A 16,394-nucleotide genomic window follows, 5' to 3' on the forward strand; every position below is an offset into this window, starting at 1 on the left:
CTAAAATGTGATGACCTGTCTGCTTTCCTTCGTCCATCGGGCCAGATCGGCCATGCTTCCGATGCGGACCCCTTTGATCAGATCTTCTCCTTTGAACCCCCGCGCCTTGCAACAGGTTGCGCACGCCAGAATTTCGGCCCCTTTGGCGCCAAGCTGCTCCAGCATCTTGCCGAGATTGTAGTATCCCGTCGGGACCTCCTGGCCCGCTTTGGCCATCCCGACGGCGTCTCCCAACAGAAAGAGGTTGACCCGGCTCTCTGCGGCCAGAAGCGCCTGGGCCAGCCGGAGGGCGTTCCAGGCTTTCTCCGTTCCGTAAGGAGATTCTTGCACAATCAATGTGATGGCGTCCATGAGTTACCTCCTTTGCTCACTTCGCTCGTCAAGGAAAGGGAGGCGCTTCACGCGTTGATTCGATCCTCCCCTTTCCGCTTTCATGGCGATAAACGCGCCTGTTCCCGGCGCCAACTTTTTTAAAATGACTTCGAACAAACGATAACCCTTCAAAAAAGTTCTGGAAGGGACTGGCGGAAAGTGGAGCAGGATGCGCGTAGCGCCGATTCGGAATCCTTTTCGCTGAAGAAGACGCTCCAATTTCCGCCTCCCCCAGAAATGGGCCTGATTGTAGATCGTGTCGGTGAAGAGCCCTTTCAACCTCCGCCAGAGCGCCCAGGGGCTGAAGCGGTTCAGCTCGCCGAGGACCAGCCGTCCGTCCTGCTTTAAGACCCTGTGCGTCTCTTCGATGGTCTGATCGGGCGAGCGGACAAAACAGAGAGAGGTCACCGCCAAGGCGAGATCAAAGCAGCTCGGGCGAAAGGGAAGGGCCTCCGCCGATCCGAGAACAAAGAGGCCGGGGAGCCCCGCCCGCCGGAACTTCTCCCGCGCGATCGCGATCATCTCCATCGAAGGATCGACCCCGACGACACGACTCCCTCTTCGCGCCAGCTCCAATGTGTAGATTCCCGTCCCGCACCCGATGTCGATCGCTCGTTCGGCCGGTTTAACCTCGGCAAGATTGAAGATGACTTCCGATTCCAGGGCGTGCGCCAGAGAGCCAAGAGGGGTTTGATACCAGGCATCGTACCGATCGGCCACATCTTTAAAATTCATAGCGCGTTGTGACGTAGACATTGTCATTTTTATCCAGTTGTCCGAAGGGGGCTGTCTTTTTGCTCCCTCCAAAAACATTCGCCCCCACCGCCCCCCAGAGCGCATCGGTGAAGCTGTACCGAACCTCCGGGATGAAATAATAATCCTCATCCGTCGGGCTATAGAAAGCAAAAAGGGAAAGCCTCAAGGTCTGGTAGCGGAAAAATTGAGTCAGGCGGAGGGTCAGAAGCTGTCGCAGCCGGTCCTGAGCGGGGAAACCGGCGGGGAGCGTCTCGCGGTACGAACCATGATCGAGGAGATACTCGCCGTAGTACTGGATGCCGGCGGTCAGATCGCTTAAGAGCTGCCGCTGATAGCCAGCCAGATACTTCGCCATGGAATTGGGAATAGAGGGATCGCGCCCGGATCGATCATCCAGGGAGTCATAATAGGCCGCCTCCAGACCGGTCACCCCTCCCAGGGCGTTTCCCTGGCCGCTGGCGCCGTAGACGGCGAGCCGGGGAAAAAAGAGATTAACCCTGCTGGGCGCCAACGGAGAATCGGGTCTCATCCCCGACGTCCTGAAGAAGCCCTTGTAGGCGTAGACCGCGGTGTCAAAACCGAAGAGGCTCCGGTAGAGCCTTAACGCCAGCTCGGTATTTTCGAACTCGGCCCGCGGCTCCTCGGCGGTCCGGGGGAGACCGGGAAAGGGATCGAAGAGAAAGAATCGCTCCGGCGCCGGAAGGGTGTCCGATTGGAAGAAGGGGATGACCACCAGCTCGGCGGAGACGACGTTTGAAAAGAGATCGACCTTAGCGGCGTCGGAGCCGATCTTCAGGTATTCGAGAGGCCTTCCGGAAAAGAAGGCGGCGTAATCCTTCGGGAAGATGTCGTTGATGAAGAGGAGGTCCCCCACCCCCCAGGTGATGATCTGGCGGCCCAGGCGGAGATCAAAGAAGCCGCCGCCGTAGTCGAGGTAGGCCTCGCGCAGGTCGGTCTCCGTCTTGCGGAAGACGGCGTCTCTGAAGAAATCGCTCTTGAGGAAAAACCGGCTCCCTTCCGAAGCGCCTGAAAGCTTGATCTGAAACCGTTCCTCCCCCAAGAGGAAATCTCCCCCTTCGGGTCCAGGCAACTCTTCACCCGTGATCCGTCCGGCATAATTTCCCTGCGCAAAACCATGCAGAGAAACCTCCTCCGCAAGCGCAGGAGTGACCGAAACAAGAAATAGCACCAATGTCATCCTTATCTTGAACATTTTCTAACTCACCACTCTCAACTCACAACTGTTTTTATTTGATCCACTTCTCCGGCGGCCTTCTTAAATATCGCTCGGAAAAGAGATCGTCTCCAATTCCGACATTGTATTGAACCCGTTCAAAGACCACCTCGGTCTTGTGGCCGGTCTTGACGTCCGCCATCGTCCGCTTCATCACTGTCGGAAGGTCCTGAATTTCTTTGATCTCGTCTGCGGTAAAAACCTTGTAAAGGGCTCCCTGGATATCGTCGTACTCCTCCTTCAACGGCAGGAAGGTGGTCTGATCGATCCAGGCGCGCTTTCGCGCGTACTCGGCCGGGCGGTTCGGCTTGCTCTCCACCAGGTAGACCTTCCGGCCATCGACCTGATCTTCCTTCAAGAGGGTATGCGTGTCGGCGACGATGTCCCGGCCGGAGACATCTTCGTAGGTGAAGTCCGAACCGACGAAGCTCGACCGGCTGTCCCGGGCCGCGATCCGGTTCACCAGGTTGATCGCCGGGATGAAGAGCCAGCGGTCGTCATCCCGGTTGGGATATTTGTAGACCATGAATGTGGTTCCCGCCACATCCGCCGGGCCGTGGAAATAGATAAAATATTTCTGCTCGCCGGCGGGACCGTTCTTCCGGAGCATGGTGAGATCTCTCAGCCGCCGCTGGCCGTCCCGCGTGGTGAGCGTCATCTTGATCCGCGCCTGAAGATCTTTGCCCGCCTCAAAGAAGGCGGCTTGGGATTTTCGGACGATGTCGGCCGCATCGGTGGCCTGCGCGCCGTCGGGAAGGCCTGCCGCCGAGAGGACCAGCAGAAAAATGGCGCGGAAATCGCGTATCGTCTTCATGGTACTTTCTCCTTTCCGGACGGGAAGGTTAAATGTTTTTGAAAAATCAAGATCAGGGAGGGGAGTCCGATCAGGGTCGCGGCGGCGGAGAGGAGCATGATTCCAGCGATGAGGACGCCGACGGTGATGTAGGGGGTTAGCTGGGCAGCCGCCATCACCGAGAAGGCGACCGCGAAGAGGAGCGCGTTTCGGAGGATTCCCTTCCCAGGACGGGCGACGGTCCAGAGGAGGGCTCCCTCCAGGTTGGGCTCTTTCGCATATTGTTGCTGGAACCGGCCGACAAAGTGAATGGCGAAGTCGATCGCCATTCCCAGCGACAGGGTCGAGAGGACCGCAACCGGCATGTCGAAGTCCTTTCCGACGAGGCCGACGACCCCATAGATGAGGGCGATTGTGAAGAAGAGCGGGACGAAGGTCAGGAGGCCCCAGAGGAAGGAGCGGGTCTGGACGATCAGAATGAGGAAGACCAGTACCAGGCCTGCGATAAAGCTCTCCAACATCCCCCAGAGGACCTCGTTGCTCCAGACGAGGTTGAAGTAGGCGATGCCGGCGGGCCGGATCGTCGCCCCTCCCGGAAGAGGGTGTCCGGCCAGGTACGCTTCCGTCCGCCGGAGGAGATCGGCCATGACCCCGGCGTCCCAGCTCTTGAGCTGCAGAAAGAGATTGGCCTTCTGGAAGGGGTAGTCGACGACGTTGTCAAGATCGCTTGGCTTGGCCGACATCCCGAAGAGAAAGAGATACTGTCCGATTTCTGCCGGGGATTCGGGAATCCGGTCGAACGCGGGGTCGTCGCTGTGGAGAACCCGATTGATCCGTTTGACATAGTCGACGACCGAAAAGGTTTTTCCGACGCGGGGGTCCTTCTCCAACTCCCGCTGCAGCCCCTCGATGGCGCGGAGCATCGCCGGATCTTTCATGGCGTCCTCCGCGGCGCCCTGGACCACCAGATAAGCGGTGGAGGTCCCTCCGAGGCGGGCGTTCATGACCCGGTCCGCCGTCCGGACATCGCTATTCCATTTGAACCAGTGGACCATGTTGTTGTTCACCTCGATGCGGGACAATCCCACCCCAGCCGCCAACAGCAACACCCCTCCCGCGATCGCAATCGATTTGGGATGCCGGACGGAAATTTCTCCCAGACGCGCCAGCCCTGACCCTTGCAGGGATTCAATATGTTGAACCCCTACCGGAGGGTGCGGCGCGCGGTGCGGATTCAGCAGCGTCAGGACGGCGGGGATGAGAGTGAAGCTCATCAGGAGGATCACCAGGGTGCCGAAGGCGACCGCGAGGCCGAAGATCTTCACCGGGACGATCGCGACGGTGGCGAGCGAGGCGAACCCGACCGCTGTCGTCACATCGGAGTAGAAGACCGGACCGGCCACCGCCGCCATCGTGTCGAGCGCCGCCCGCCGCCTCTCCCCTCCCTCGGCGAACCGGAAGGAGAACTCGTTGAAGATATGAATGCTGTCGGTCGCGATCGCCATCAGAAAGACGGGGCTCATCGAGCTCATGATGTGGACCGGATATCCCAGAGCGATCAGCAGCCCCATGCTCCAGATGATGCTCACCATCGCCACCCCCATCACCGAGAAGACCAGGGGGAGATTCCGGAACATCCGCCAGAGAAGGAGAAACATCACCATCCCGGCGATTGGGGAAAGGATTGCCATCTGGTAGAACATCTGAACGCCGAAGGTGTCGCGCGCGACGGGGTCGCCGGCAAGATAGTATCGGTCCTTCTCCCCCTCCTTGGGAAGGACCGCTCTGATCCGGTCGGCAACCGCCTTGCCGTTGGCGCCCCGCTCTAGGGGGATGTAGATCGCCGTCGCCGTTCCATCTTCGGAAAGGAGCCTGCCGAGGAAGAGGGGATTTGAGAGGAGGGATCGCTCCAGAGCCGCCATCCCCTCCGGTGTCTGCGGGATCTCGGAGACAGCCGGCCGCACCGCCAACTGCCCCTCTTCCGCCAGGATGTTGTCGACCGTCGTGAGGCTGGTCACATCCCGGACGACCACGCCGGGAATCGTGAGGATTTCCCCCGTGATTTGTGCGATACGCTCCAGGGTCTCCCGGTTGAAAATTCCCCGGTCGTTCACGATCCCCAGGACGATGACATCCTTGTGGAGGGCGAACCACCGCTCGACCTCGTCATTGGAGAGCCGCACAACGGAGGTCGGGGGAAGCATGTTCTTGGGGTCGGTGTCAGTACGAACCTGTGGGAACGGGATCAGGAAGAGGAAGGTCACGCCCAGGATCAGGACAATCGCCCGCCGGGGGTACTCGACCGAGAAGCGGGTCAGCCAGGGTGCATGATGGTCAGATCGGTCCATTCAATTCTCCCGGCGGATGAGGATACTCACATGCAGTGTCCCATCCTGTTGCGCCCTCTATCGCTTCGCGATGGGATCAGGTCAAAAACCCCTCCGGTCAACAGAGGGTCTTCCATCATTTCTTTTTCTTGCCGTATTCTTTCAGAAGTCTCTGCTGCTCCTCCAGGACCTCGAAGAGAACCTCCCGCATCAGATCGAAGGCCTTGAGGATCTTCGGCCGGGCCAGCCGGTAGCAGACAGTGTTCCCTTCTCGCCTGGCGACCACGATCCCCTTCTGCCGCAAGACTGTCATGTGCTGGGAAAGGTTGGCCTTGGGGACCTGAAGGATCGAAAGGATCTCTGCGGCGGAGACTTCCTTCTCCCGCAGAATATTGATGATCTTCAGGCGCTTGGAGTTGGCCAAGGTCTGGCAGATATCCGCGTGGAGTCGATAGACCTGATCTTCCAGGTCATGATTGCGTTGTCGGGTCATTCAGAGGGTCTCCTTAATATAAGTTTCGATATATCGAAACTTATATTAATAATATCCAAGTCCTTACAACTTTGTCAAGCGCAAGTGTGGTGCCCCACGGACAGGCAGATTGAGATAAGGGAAATTGCCGATCTGAGTTGCTGGATTGGACAATATTTCGAAAAACAGCCCAATTTTCTTTCTCCTGACCGCATTTTCTCTTCGGATAATTTCTTCTTTCTTTAGACTGATCCTTGCCTGAGAAGGCGAGTTTCCAGCAGTCGAATCGATTTAGGGGCGCAGGGTGTAGGAAAAGTAAGAATTCTGAGAACTGTTATCCCCATCATTTACTTCTTTTTGTTTGAAGCAGCCGATGACGCCTCCGCCGTCCCGGGCGGATCTTCAATCCGATCACCGATGTGGACTGGACGGGGATCTTCCCGATCAAGATCGGCGGGGTCACGGCGGCGGGCTTCGGACAGGAAGACACGGAAACGGTGAACAAGTCTCCCGTCTGTTTTTGCGCCGACCGGCCCCTCCGTTGAACGTGGTCCCCGGCATCCCGGTCTCGTTCTGGGTGCCGGTCTGCCTGATCGAGGTTGTGCGATCCCTACTGCTTCCCGTACCTGGGGGGGTCGATCTTTCGCCCACGATCCAGGGATTCGGGTCCAACACGACGACGGAGAGCCACGGCATCCATCATGCCTTCTACCCGGTCCACTTCTATGCCTACCTGATCTTTGCGTCGCAGTTCTGCTAACATAGTCACACATCCGCAACGCCATCAATCCCGCATGAGTCTTTTTCTTTCCCTCTCCGATAAAAATGCGTTTTTGGGCCTGTTCGTCTATTCCATTGATCTTTAAAAAGAATCGGCTCGATACATGGCGTCCTTCGAAGTAAAGGAAAATCGAATATGCAGGGGCACATTCTTTGCTCTATGGGGGGCGAGATCGGTTCTTTTGGGAGATCGTGCAGAGCGAAGCAGAGGAACATTGTTTTCAGGAGGCCGCCGTGTCTGACCCGTCGATTGTGCAAGAAGATTTGGAGCGTCTGAGATTGAAGGTCATGGATTTGGATCCTGATGAGCTATACGTGGAGAGACAGGCAGCGCAGTTTCTCAAAGTGTCGGAAAAGACCCTTCAGTACTGGCGCTTTACAGGAAACGGTCCGAAGTTCGTCCGGATCTCGAAGAGATGTGTCCGGTACAGGAGGCGCGATCTCATCGCGTGGATCGAGCAACATCTCAAAGCCTCCACCTCGGAGATGTGAGAAGTCGACGCGATTTAATCCTCATCCAAGAGGACCCTTGGGGGCGGCATGGGAAACGTGAAATCAATAGTAGCGTGGGCCGACCCCGCCGATCAGCGCTCCGGTGTACTTTGTGCAGGAAGCATCCACCCGAAGCGGGTGAGATTCCATTCGTTTTTTCGCTTATCCACAGTTTTGGCGGATCAGAGTTTGCCTGGTGTACTTCGTGCAGGTCAGGTGGTGTACTTCATGCAGGGATGCGGATTCTCCCCGGTGTACTTTGTGCAGGCCGCTGGTGTACTTCATGCAGGAAGGAAAATTCCAACGCATTGAATAAACAAATGAAAAGTGCCTTTTTGGCGAGCGGAGCGTTTTATTTAAGCGTTTAACGGTTTTAAACATTAAGCGTTAACGCTTTTTAAGGCGGGCCAAACGGTATTTTAACCTTCATCAAAACCTGAGACAGACGGCGAGACAACTCTGGTGGGTGACAAGATGGGTGGGAACGGAAAGAGTTTGGGTGCCCCTCTGATCCCTGGTCTCATCGACAATCAGGATCTCCTCCCGGTCGAGATGAACATCGCGAAGTTCTCCTCGTTCATCTTCACCCCCTCCCATGCGCGGAACGACGTCCTGGCCCGCGTGAAGACATGGGTAATCGACATCAACGGAAAGAAAGCCTTGGCCAAGATCCTTGTCGAACCGGTCGATAGGCAGATCCTGAACACCTTCGACTATCGAACCTACCTGACCCTTCAAAAGCTCTGGTGGGAGCGCCCCCGGGATCCTGCGGAAGGATGGACCGCCATCCGCTTAAGGGAGTTGGCCCGCATCATGAAGCTCGGATGGGGGAAGAAGCAACTGCTCCTTCTGAAGCGGTCGCTTCGGTCCCTTCGGAAGGTTCCGATCACCTGGCAATATTCCTTCTTCGACAAGGATGCCGGCCGCCACCATCTCTTTGAGGAGCCGATCAACCTTCTCTCCAAGCTGAGAATTTACGAGTCTCGGAATCTTCGATCCCGAAGCGACGGTTACGAGGGGGTGAGCTATTTCCGCTTCAATGAACAGATCGAGAAGAACCTGTTGCGGCAGCATACAAAACCGATCCTAGTCGACGTCGTGATGGAGATCCGCGGGGAGATCGCTCTTACGCTCTACGCCTTCCTCGATGTGGTGATGGCCGACAAGTTTGCCTGGCAGCGTCGCGCAGGACGACTTTTAGAAGAAGATCTCTCCGTTCGCGGAAAATATGTCTGGCCATCCGAGCGGCTTCGATTGATCCGGCGCGCGATCGAGGAACTGGAGGGGAAGCCGATCTCCACCGGCCTCCTCCAACTGGCGATGGTCAAGACAAAGGACGACAAAGATTACAAGCTGATCGTGAGGAAAAGGCCGACCAGATCCCTCCCCATCGAAGGCGCCGATCCGAAACAACTCGATCTGGTCGAACAGATCCTCGAATTCACGAACGACCGGCATAGCCGTCCTTACTACGAGAAGATGGTCCGTTGTCTGCCGGAGACCCTCGTTTATTGCGCCCTCTCCGAGACAAAGGATGCGGAGTATCACGGCCAGATCCGGACCTCCCGGGCCCGCTTCTTCACCACCGTGCTCAAGCGGCTGGCCCGGGAACGGGGTCGGCCGCCGAACGGAGATAGCGTGTTTTCACAATGAAGGGTGAAACCGGTACGCCATGAATAAGTCGATTCTGATCATCGAGGAGGATCCCGCTTTTTGCAGGATTTATCGCAGTATATTAGGACGCGCCGGTTATGACCTCCTGATCGCCTCGGGGCGGAAAAGCGGCCTGGATCTCCTGACGAGAAAGAATCCCCAGGGGGTCTTCACCGAGATCAAACTTAGCGGCGGTTCCGAGGAAGGGCTTTATTTCATCGAAGAGGCCCGCCGGGAGCGGCCGAATCTGACCATTTATGTCATCAGCCGCATCAGCGGCCATGACGCAAGAGCGAAAGCCTTGGATCAAGGCGCCGCCGAATACATCGTCAAGACCTCTCCTGATCAGATCGAATCCCGCATTCGGGAAATCGTACAGAAGATCGATTGTGAGATCCGTCTGAAGGAAACCGTGGAGAGGGACGGCGGTTTGGAGATCGGATCGGGCCGAAGGATCATCGGCAAGTCGCCGGACATGTGGCGCGTCTATAAACTGATTCAAAAGGTCGCCGAAAATCGCTCCTCGGCGCTCATTCTTGGGGAGAGCGGCGCCGGGAAAGAGCTCATCGCCCGGGCCATTCACACCTGGAAAGGGGAACAGACCCCTTTTGTGTCGATCAATTGCGGATTTATTACGAAGACGCTCCTGGAGAGCGAATTGTTCGGCGTTTGCGAGAACTATCCCGGCCTGCACAACAAAAAGAGGCTGATCGGCAAACTGGAAGTGGCGGGAGACGGCACGCTTCTGTTGGATGAGATCGGCAATATGGACGTCGATCTGCAAGTCTCTTTATTACGGGTCCTTCAGGAAAGGGAGTTCTGTCCGCTGGGCCGTGAGAAGCCGCTTCCCCTTCGAGCGCAGGTCGTCGCCTCTACAAACGTAGATCTGAAATCTGCAATCGATGCCGGTCGATTTCGAAATGATCTCTATTATCGACTGAACGTGGTCAGCATCGTTCTTCCTCCGCTCCATCAGCGGAAAGAGGATATCCCACTGCTCGTTCAATACTATTTGGACCGGCATGAAAAACAATTTGGCCGAAGAGTGATTCTCCCGCAGGCGATGGATAAACTGATCGAATATCACTGGCCGGGGAATATCCGGGAGCTCTTCCATGCTCTTGAACAAGTTCTGACCACCAATTCATCACCCGATTTAGCGCCGGGGTATTTCGATTTCTTGGGTTCAAAGTCTTCTACAGGCCAGGCCGAGACGGCCCCAGTCGATCCTTCATTGAACACCGGCGCCTGTCGAGGAGAGAACACCTTCAAGCAAATCAAGAAAAATAATCTTGGTACTTACAAAGAGCGCCTGGCTGAATTCCAGAAATTAACTCTGCTGACTGCCCTGGAAGAAAACAGATGGAATCAGACCCTTGCCGCAAAGCAGTTGGATCTGAGTCGCGCATATTTTTCCAACCTGATAAATAAGCTCGGAATAAAAGCTGAATCCGACAGTGTTCGAAAAAACCAACAAACTGTTCGAAAAATCGAACAAGCTGTTCGAAAAATCTAACACCGTTTGAGAAACCGACAGTGTTTGATTATACCGGCCTATCATCCCAATGATCTTCGGCAAGAGAAGACCGCAGGATTGTTTTCGATTGAGCAGAATGCGAATGTCGATTCAACCTTCGGCTGAGACGATCGCCGCGCGCCCTTATCGGTCGGACCGATCCCGGTGTCGCTAAATCGAACCTCCCCCTCCTAAAAATCATTGCTATCCGAATGACAGGGAAATAATTTTCCTTGCAATCTAACCGATTGAAATATCGTGTAATCTCGTGACTGGTGGACCGAGACGGTTTTCGCATGGGACCACCAGGATTTCCGACCCCTCCTCTAAAGATAGATATTCCTCCATCTGGTAACACTGCCGATCTGAATCTCAAAGGTCGCGCGGATGTGATCCGGTCTGGAATTCCCATCATAGAAGCGGTTTGCATTGCCCTAACAAATAAAATCCTATACCGGCATGGTCCTTGCTATTGGCTCATAACCGTACTCGGATATCACCATCATCGGAGCGACAGATGAGAAACCTTCTTCTCGTTCACCTCGAAAAGGATTTGGTGGAGGCGCTCGCGGTATTGACGCACAGCCTTCTGATGGAAATCCATTTACATGACTGTACCATCTTCACTGCATGCTCGTCTCATGAAGCGATAGAGATCGTTGAGCGGCAGCCGATCGATCTGTTACTGGCGGACTACGACCTGCCCGAAATGAACGGCCTGGACTTGATCAGAACGGTTCACATCCGAGGATGGAAAAACATAGCAAGGATCATCACCGCCCACGCCTGCATGGTGGACTATCTGATCGATATTTCCAGAGGATATGGAGTGGACATGGTGGTGCGAACGCCCATTCAGAGGGAGGAGTTAAAACAGCTTTTAAGGAGGTTCCTGATCGGGGATTCCTGGATGGACAGGCGGGGAGCGGGAAATTAAGCGGGGAAGATCCTCGAAGTAATCGGGGGTTGTCAGGAGGGGATATGTATCGGCAAGGAAGGAACCGGAGGCTTTGCAAGGGGATGGCCCCTATCTTCTTTTCAGTATTGTTCTCCTTCCCTTTAGCATCCTCCTTTGCCGCTGAAATCTCCAAGATGCCTTACCAGTATTCATCCGACATGGGGGTCGCCATAGAGGCCGTCGAGACATTCGTCCTCTGCGACTGCAAGAGCGCTCCGGCCTTGGCCGTAAAACCAAAAGAGATCCCGATCGCGTTGAGGATGACGGAACCGTTCCATCTCCCGTCCCCAGTCAAGGAAGAGCCGATTCAGGATAAGGAAGAAGTGAGCGAAGATGGCGGGGTGGCTTTATCCGAAGACACCGTAGAGCCTGCCATCATCCAGTTCGGACTCAACGAGAACCGCATCACCCCGACTCAAGAGGAAGAGATACTGCAAGCCGTCGAGCGGATCAAAACATCGGAAGGAAAGGTCAGAGTCGTCGGCCATACCTGCGATCTTGGGAAGAAGGAGCAAAACGACCGGCTATCGCTTACGCGGGCCGAACGTGTGGCCGCGATTCTCAAGGAGCGCGGAATCGTGGTGGCCGAAGTAGTGGGGAAAGGGAGTTGCTGCCCCCGGTCCGCCGACCGGCGGTTCAATCGCAGGGTGGAGATTCTTGTCATGAAAAACGGAGGGGACCATGAGAAATAGCCTTTTATTGATGATGCTCATTGCGCTGCTTCATCCCTTGCAGCTCTTTGCGGAGTCGGGGGAGGAGCAGACGGTGGAGGAGTCGATCCGGGCTCAATTCGCGCAGCTTCCGATCGAGAGCATTCGAAAGACGGAAATCGACGGCCTCTATGAGATCGCCTTCCAAGACAACATCGTCTACTACCACCCCCAAAGCGGGCTGACGCTCGTGGGAGAGATCCTGACCCAAGAGGGGATGAGTCTTACCGCCCGGAAAAAGGCGGAGATGACGGCTTCGCGGATCGAAGACCTTCCGTTAGAGAAAGCGATCAAGATCGGGAGCGGAAAGCACACCGTCATCGAAGTCGTCGACCCCGACTGTCCCTTCTGCAGAAAGACGGCCGCCTTTTTCAAGAAGAGGAAGGATGTCACCCGATACATCTTTCTCTTTCCGATCACGCAGATTCATCCCGATGCGGAGCGAAAGGCGCAATACATCCTTTGCGCCCAGGATAAGCCGGGGGCCTATGCGGAAGCGCTCTCAGGCCGGCTGGACGATGAGGATTTTAAACTCTGCGACGACGCGGAAGTGAAGGAATTGCTCTTGGAACATCAACGGATAGGCCAACTGTTGGGGGTGCGGGGCACGCCCACGATGTGGATCAACGGCCAGTTCGTCTCCGGGGCGAACTTCGAGAAGATACTCCAGATTCTGGAGCCGAAATCATAAGCCACATTCCCTGCCGGCCGGCAGGGAGGAATCCAAAAACAGGAGGAAATATGAAAACAAGTCTATTCAGTCGAAAGGATTTTCAGGTGGCGTTCCTGGCGCTGCTCTTCATCCTCGCCATCGCCCCGTTTGCGATGGCGATTACCGCGCCTGCGGCCGGATCATTCGCCTACGACGTTTACGACATCGGCGTCAACCAGATGCTCAAAGGCCCGATCGGCTTCGTGGCAGGAGTGGTCGCGATCATTATGGGCGCCGCGGCGGCAATCATGGGGGAAGTCATGTATGCCATTCCGGCCATTCTTGGAGGAGGGGTCCTCCTGAAGGCGGATGCCCTGGTCACCAGTCTCGGGGCGTTGATTTGAGCCGAGCGTCCCCTCTCCCCTGAGATGGGGGAGGGGGGGCGACATCTGAGGTTTCTCGATGGAGAAGAAGCGGTTTCCCCAATATCTCTCCCAGCCTTTCCAGGTGCTCTGGCTGGAGGCGGATGAGTTGGTCCTTGCCCTTATCTTTTATACGCTGGCGCTTTTGTTCGGAAGCTTCTTCTGGCCGCTGGTCATCGGCGGCCCCTATCTCTACTCCTCGGCCAAAAAGCGCTATCCAAGGGGATTTTTAAAGCACAGTTTTTATTTTATCGGTCTGGCCCGCATGAAAGGGTATCCGACCTTTTTCGAAGATGAATTCCGGGAATAAAAAGGGATGCGATGAAACTTGAGACCTATCTGCAAAATTCCTCGAACAAGGTCGCCGAGAACCGGCTGCTCAAGTTCATTGTCGTCCTCATCGGCGGCGCCGTGCTTTTCAATACCATCCTGCTCTCGCGGGCCATGAATACGGCGCGCACGATTCTCATCCCGGCCGGCCTCAACACGAGGCTGGAAATTACGGGGGAGCGCGCCTCCGAGGAGAGCCTGCGCGCCTATGCCCGGTATGCGCTCGGATTGGCGGCAAACTACACGGAGGCGACCGCCCGCGGCCAGTTCGAGGAGCTGCTCGGCCTATATGCCCCCGACGCGTATCCGGAGGCGAAGAAGAGCTTCTATGAGCTGGCCGACCGGATCGAGACCGCGCATATCACCAGTGTTTTTTACATTCAGCGGATCTTCATCGCCCCTTCCGCCCTCGAAGCGCGGGGGGTGAGAAGGCAGTTCATCGAGGCGACCCGGGTGGATGAAGCGGTGAAGTCGTACATCCTCCATTACCGAATCACCGACGGCCGGTTCACCCTATTGAGCATCACCGAAAAGGAGGAGTGACGATATGGCTCTTCTCATCGCTTTCTTTTTATTCGGTTTATCCGGACCGGCCTTTTCCCAGGAGGCCCCTTCCGAAGATATCCGCATCCTGCCGGAGGTGGCCACCCCCGTGGAGATGAGCGCATCCGACGCCAACCGGATCGTCTGCGGCGCCACGATTGAGGATGTGATCTTCTCGAAGGAGAAAGGGATCTCCATTCATTACACGAAGAAAGACGCCTTCCTGAAATTCCAGATCGTCAAGGAAGGGGGAGAGATGATCTACGCCACGACCCCTGCGGAGCTCTTTGTGGTCTGCGGAGAGCATGTCTTTCGGATCATCGCAATCCCCAAGCGCGTCCCCTCCAAGACGGTGCGGCTGATGACCGGAGGCTCCGACCGGATCAAATCGAACCTCTCGCTCATGCGGGGGATGCCCTACGAGGAGAAGCTGCTCACCCTGATCCGGGCGGTCTATACCGATCAAATCCCGGAGAGCTTTGCGATCACGCCGATCCGGAAGACGTTCGATCTCTTTCGAGACATCGAGATCACCCTCACGCGGACCATCTCGGTGGAGGGAGAAGGCCTTCAGGTCAAAGAGTACCTGGTTCAACCGAGGGGATCGCGTGTGGAGATGCGCGAGAAGGATTTTCTGAAAGTCGAGCTTGCGCTCCGGCCGGTCGCGGTCACCATCGATCGTCTCACGCTGACCTCCGGCCAGACGGCGCGCCTCTTGATCGTCGAGCGGCGGGGGGAGGGGAACTGATGAATTGGATCGAAGCGTTTTGGAGCGGCTTGACTGCGAAGCAGAAACGCAAGGGGATTTTGGCCCTCCTGGTCGTCGCGGTGCTGGGCGTGGGGGTCTGGGGATACCGATTGAGCCGGGGAGGTTCCACCTCGCCTCCTGTTGAGCAGAAAAAGGAGATTTCTCTGGAGCCGAAGATGCTGGAGAAATCGCTCGTGATGGAGTCCCAGAAGGAGTTGCGCCGCCAGGAGGAAAGCATCACGCAACTGCGCCAGGAGCTTGAGTCGTTAAAAAAGGAAAAGGAGGAGAAAAAAACCGGGAAGGATGCGGCACATCCCCCGAAGATGACGTTATCTCAGAGAAACGCGTTTCCTGCGCCTCCGCCTCCCCCTCCGATCGAAGTCCGGATTCCTCCACCCCCCTCGCCGGGACGGGAGGGGGCGGCCGGAGGGCCGGAGCGGGAAGTGCTCGGAGAAATCGCCGTGATCTCCAATCCCTACGCCAAAGCGGCCAGGGAGGAAGAAGGGGCCGATCGGAAAAAAGAAAAGAGAACGATCTATCTCCCCCCTTCCTTCATGGAGGCGACGCTCTTGACCGGGCTCGATGCCGAGACGGTGGAGTCCGCGAAGGGGAATCCCGAGCCGGTGTTGCTGCGAATTCGCGACCTGGCGGTCCTTCCAAATCAGATCAAGGCCAATCTGAAAGGCTGTTTTGTCATCGCGCACGGTTTCGGGAAACTCTCGAAAGAGCGCGTCGAGCTGCGACTGGTGACCCTCTCCTGCCTGGCGAAGAACGGCCAGGCGGTGATCGACCAGGGGATCAAAGGGTATGTCGCGGACGAAGACGGCAAGAACGGCTTGAGAGGAAACGTCGTCTCCCGAATGGGATCGGCGGTGGCGCGGGGGGCGCTTGCAGGCTTTTTCGGAGGGGCGGGAGACGCCTTTCGGGCTTCAGCGAGTGCCACGGCGGTCAGTCCTCTTGGAGCGACTCAGCTGATCAAGCCGGAAGATTTAGGCAAAGCCGCGATCGGCGGGGGCCTCTCCGGGGGATCGGACCAGTTGGAGAAGCTCTATCTGGATCTGGCCCGCCAGGCCACCCCGATCATCGAAGTCGGGGCGACAAAGACGGTCACACTGGTCGTGACCGAAGGGGTCGATCTGGTCATTAAAGAGATCTGCATCGGAGGGCAGTCATGCGAAAAATAAGCGTTGGATTGCTGACGGTCTTCCTGTCAGGCTGCGCCATCTTCAATCCCTATAACGACAATTTCACCTGTCCCAAGACTTACAACGGAAAGTGCGTCTCGCCCGCCTCCGCCTATCAGGAGTCCTTGGAGGGCAAGGAGAAGGAAGAAGAGGGGCCGTTGAAGAGGGGGAGTGAGAAAGAACTCTCCTTGAGCGAGGCGAGCTATCAGAGCGCCTTGTACGAGAAGCTCACGGGGTTGTTGCGCGAGCCGACCACCCCGATGATCGCCCCTCCCCAGGTAATGCGGGTGCTGATCCTCCCTTACAAAGGAGAAGGGGCCCGGCTCTACATGTCCCGGTATGTCTACATCCTTATCGAGGAGCCGAAATGGGTGCTGGGAAATCAGTGGCTCAACGAGGAAGCGGCCGCCAGGGCGACGGCATTGCCTCTCCAGAAGTAAGGGAGGTTCGTG

At 56.6% G+C, this 16,394-nt stretch carries 19 protein-coding genes; 13 read left to right on the forward strand and 6 right to left on the reverse strand.

The features are described from left to right. The 6 genes from MNODULE_RS05295 to MNODULE_RS05320 all read right to left on the reverse strand — a co-directional run bounded on the left by MNODULE_RS05295 (position 1) and on the right by MNODULE_RS05320 (position 5,975). On the reverse strand, positions 1 to 351 hold the full coding sequence (locus MNODULE_RS05295) for a DsrE/DsrF/TusD sulfur relay family protein (protein ID WP_168058408.1): 351 nt from the start codon (positions 349 to 351) through the stop codon (positions 1 to 3). A 3-nt stretch (positions 352 to 354) separates the two neighbouring features. Beyond that, a complete protein-coding gene (locus MNODULE_RS05300; protein ID WP_238339216.1) occupies positions 355 to 1,128 on the reverse strand; it encodes a class I SAM-dependent methyltransferase in 774 nt (257 codons plus the stop codon). Further along, positions 1,097 to 2,317 carry a DUF1302 family protein gene (locus MNODULE_RS05305; RefSeq protein ID WP_168058410.1) on the reverse strand — a complete coding sequence of 407 codons (1,221 nt, stop codon included), beginning with the start codon at positions 2,315 to 2,317 and terminating at the stop codon, positions 1,097 to 1,099. Before MNODULE_RS05305 ends, MNODULE_RS05300 begins: the two co-directional genes overlap by 32 nt. Positions 2,318 to 2,375: 58 nt before the next feature. Further along, positions 2,376 to 3,176 (reverse strand): outer membrane lipoprotein-sorting protein, encoded by an 801-nt coding sequence (locus MNODULE_RS05310; RefSeq protein ID WP_168058411.1) that lies wholly within the window; start codon positions 3,174 to 3,176, stop codon positions 2,376 to 2,378. Continuing rightward, positions 3,173 to 5,503 carry an efflux RND transporter permease subunit gene (locus MNODULE_RS05315; protein WP_168058412.1) on the reverse strand — a complete coding sequence of 777 codons (2,331 nt, stop codon included), beginning with the start codon at positions 5,501 to 5,503 and terminating at the stop codon, positions 3,173 to 3,175. The genes MNODULE_RS05310 and MNODULE_RS05315 overlap by 4 nt, the downstream gene beginning before the upstream one ends. Positions 5,504 to 5,618: 115 nt before the next feature. Further along, a complete protein-coding gene (locus tag MNODULE_RS05320) occupies positions 5,619 to 5,975 on the reverse strand; it encodes an ArsR/SmtB family transcription factor (RefSeq protein ID WP_168058413.1) in 357 nt (118 codons plus the stop codon). A 352-nt stretch (positions 5,976 to 6,327) separates the two neighbouring features. Here MNODULE_RS05320 and MNODULE_RS24625 point away from each other — a divergent pair, with 352 nt between their 5' ends. The 13 genes from MNODULE_RS24625 to MNODULE_RS05390 all read left to right on the forward strand — a co-directional run bounded on the left by MNODULE_RS24625 (position 6,328) and on the right by MNODULE_RS05390 (position 16,382). Continuing rightward, positions 6,328 to 6,714: a TraU family protein gene (locus MNODULE_RS24625; protein WP_238339218.1), complete on the forward strand. Its 387-nt coding sequence runs from the start codon at positions 6,328 to 6,330 to the stop codon at positions 6,712 to 6,714. A 254-nt stretch (positions 6,715 to 6,968) separates the two neighbouring features. Continuing rightward, positions 6,969 to 7,226 (forward strand): helix-turn-helix domain-containing protein, encoded by a 258-nt coding sequence (locus MNODULE_RS05335; RefSeq protein ID WP_202882117.1) that lies wholly within the window; start codon positions 6,969 to 6,971, stop codon positions 7,224 to 7,226. A 474-nt stretch (positions 7,227 to 7,700) separates the two neighbouring features. Beyond that, complete coding sequence (locus MNODULE_RS05340; protein ID WP_238339220.1) at positions 7,701 to 8,879, forward strand: hypothetical protein; 1,179 nt, start codon at positions 7,701 to 7,703, stop codon at positions 8,877 to 8,879. 19 nt (positions 8,880 to 8,898) lie between these two features. Further along, positions 8,899 to 10,395: a sigma-54-dependent transcriptional regulator gene (locus tag MNODULE_RS05345; protein WP_168058417.1), complete on the forward strand. Its 1,497-nt coding sequence runs from the start codon at positions 8,899 to 8,901 to the stop codon at positions 10,393 to 10,395. 517 nt (positions 10,396 to 10,912) lie between these two features. After that, the gene (locus MNODULE_RS05350) at positions 10,913 to 11,332 is read left to right on the forward strand and encodes a response regulator (RefSeq protein ID WP_168058418.1); all 420 of its coding nucleotides are present in this window, start codon (positions 10,913 to 10,915) and stop codon (positions 11,330 to 11,332) included. Positions 11,333 to 11,487: 155 nt separating this feature from the next. Further along, positions 11,488 to 12,045: an OmpA family protein gene (locus MNODULE_RS05355; RefSeq protein WP_168058419.1), complete on the forward strand. Its 558-nt coding sequence runs from the start codon at positions 11,488 to 11,490 to the stop codon at positions 12,043 to 12,045. Then, a complete protein-coding gene (locus tag MNODULE_RS05360) occupies positions 12,035 to 12,754 on the forward strand; it encodes a DsbC family protein (RefSeq protein WP_168058420.1) in 720 nt (239 codons plus the stop codon). Before MNODULE_RS05355 ends, MNODULE_RS05360 begins: the two co-directional genes overlap by 11 nt. A gap of 50 nt (positions 12,755 to 12,804) precedes the next feature. After that, positions 12,805 to 13,119 carry a hypothetical protein gene (locus tag MNODULE_RS05365; protein WP_168058421.1) on the forward strand — a complete coding sequence of 105 codons (315 nt, stop codon included), beginning with the start codon at positions 12,805 to 12,807 and terminating at the stop codon, positions 13,117 to 13,119. Positions 13,120 to 13,177: 58 nt separating this feature from the next. Next, the gene (gene traL / locus MNODULE_RS05370) at positions 13,178 to 13,447 is read left to right on the forward strand and encodes a type IV conjugative transfer system protein TraL (RefSeq protein ID WP_168058422.1); all 270 of its coding nucleotides are present in this window, start codon (positions 13,178 to 13,180) and stop codon (positions 13,445 to 13,447) included. An 11-nt stretch (positions 13,448 to 13,458) separates the two neighbouring features. Further along, positions 13,459 to 14,010, forward strand: coding sequence for a type IV conjugative transfer system protein TraE (locus MNODULE_RS05375; protein WP_168058423.1), 552 nt, complete (start codon positions 13,459 to 13,461; stop codon positions 14,008 to 14,010). Between the two features lie 4 nt (positions 14,011 to 14,014). Beyond that, positions 14,015 to 14,758 (forward strand): type-F conjugative transfer system secretin TraK, encoded by a 744-nt coding sequence (locus MNODULE_RS05380; protein ID WP_168058424.1) that lies wholly within the window; start codon positions 14,015 to 14,017, stop codon positions 14,756 to 14,758. Further along, on the forward strand, positions 14,758 to 15,942 hold the full coding sequence (locus MNODULE_RS05385) for a TraB/VirB10 family protein (RefSeq protein ID WP_168058425.1): 1,185 nt from the start codon (positions 14,758 to 14,760) through the stop codon (positions 15,940 to 15,942). Before MNODULE_RS05380 ends, MNODULE_RS05385 begins: the two co-directional genes overlap by 1 nt. Next, positions 15,930 to 16,382: a TraV family lipoprotein gene (locus MNODULE_RS05390; RefSeq protein ID WP_168058426.1), complete on the forward strand. Its 453-nt coding sequence runs from the start codon at positions 15,930 to 15,932 to the stop codon at positions 16,380 to 16,382. Before MNODULE_RS05385 ends, MNODULE_RS05390 begins: the two co-directional genes overlap by 13 nt. The last annotated feature ends 12 nt before the right edge of the window (positions 16,383 to 16,394 follow it).

The sequence above is a fragment of the Candidatus Manganitrophus noduliformans genome (assembly GCF_012184425.1).
Taxonomy (GTDB): domain Bacteria; phylum Nitrospirota; class Nitrospiria; order SBBL01; family Manganitrophaceae; genus Manganitrophus; species Manganitrophus noduliformans.